Source organism: Vibrio sp. 779(2023) (assembly GCF_033344285.1).
Taxonomy (GTDB): domain Bacteria; phylum Pseudomonadota; class Gammaproteobacteria; order Enterobacterales; family Vibrionaceae; genus Vibrio; species Vibrio alginolyticus.
In genome coordinates this window covers 1-1340 of sequence record NZ_JAWPOM010000118.1, presented here as the reverse complement: position 1 = coordinate 1340, position 1340 = coordinate 1, and the positions used below count along the sequence as shown (strand labels likewise).

The 1340-nt window shown below is 45.4% G+C and carries 2 protein-coding genes; both read right to left on the bottom strand.

All coding sequences use genetic code 11. From position 1 onward, the window contains the following. Positions 1-53: 53 nt before the first annotated feature. Positions 54-566, bottom strand: coding sequence for a glycine cleavage system protein R (locus R8O70_RS25405; RefSeq protein ID WP_318184484.1), 513 nt, complete (start codon positions 564-566; stop codon positions 54-56). Positions 567-790: 224 nt separating this feature from the next. Then, the coding region (locus R8O70_RS25400; protein WP_318184483.1) for a DUF3943 domain-containing protein at positions 791-1340 on the bottom strand (550 nt) is incomplete at its 5' end.

Below are 1340 nucleotides of genomic sequence, written 5' to 3'. Positions count from 1 at the left end.
AAAGAGCAGCTATTTATAGCTGCTCTTTTTCTATGAATAAAAGGCTAAATCGACTAGCTTTCAATAATCACTCTGGTGTCTTCGCTGAGCGCTTCTAACTCGTTCGCCACATCTTCGATTTCCAATTCGCTTGGCAGCTTGATAGCCATTTTTGCGCTGAACAAGCTAGAACTCACACCGCCACCCCCGGCAATAAATACGCGTTGGCAATCCATATCTAAAATAGAGATACCTTGTGCGTCCAGAACGTGAGTGATTTCATTGACGATACCTGCACGGTCATTGGAATCGAGACGAAGTTGGAAAATGGTATCTTCTTTGTGTGAGTGAGGCTCTGAATCCACAAATTTAACTACTAGAGTCTGGCAGGCTGAAAACGCTTCTTTCACCGTGTCCGCGTTTTCTTCAGGTAACTCAACTTTTATCACCCCAGCGACTTGGTCTTCAATAAAGTTTACTTTACTGATTAACCATTTGCCTCCGTTTTCATGAGTAACAGCAGCCAGTTGTTTGATAGTCGCCGGTGATGCTTGACCGACAAAGTTAACGATAAACACAGGGTTCATGATGTCCCCTCCTGGAATAAGGTTTGGACGCAGTGCGGTGGAACGCATCGCTTAAGTTATTGGAATAAGTCCTTTTCTTCAGTGTAGGTCCTAGGAAGGGGTTATGTTTGATAGAAGTCAATTTTTCACACTAATTCGCGAAGCAAATAATCAAAACAGTGCACTAGATACAAAAAGAGCAGCCGTTTGGCTGCTCTTCATTAATGTCGTTCAATATGGTTGGCTTAGAACGTTACTTTCAGCTCTACGCCGTAAAACTGACTGTCGTAGCTTGCACCTGCGTCCATGGCAAACTTCGCAACATCTTGATTGCCGAACCAAGGTGAGGAGTTGAATTTCAATTCAGCGCTGCCGCCCCATGCGTCAGTCACCCAGTGGTGGATATGACCAACAGGGTTTAGGAAGAAGAGAGAAACGTCGCCTGCAGTTTCTGAACCTAACACTTCGCCGCCATTTGCTACGATGTCTTGCTCTGCTGTTAGCATCATTTCACCCACGACTGCACCAAAGAATGGCGTGATAAAGATGTCCTGCCAAGAAGGGACTTCTGCAAACGCTTCAACACCGTATTCCCAGAAGAAAGTAGACATGGTGGCAGAGTACAAGAATGATTCAAATTCGTTGTAACCTGCATGTCTTGCGGCTGTGTAGTAAACACCGCCAAAGTATGGGTGCATGATGTAGTTTAGGAAGTGTTCGTCACGGTCCCATACCGGGCCATCAGAAACGTTATCTTTCCATTTGCTACCCAGCTTGCTCATGTCGCGGTCCTCT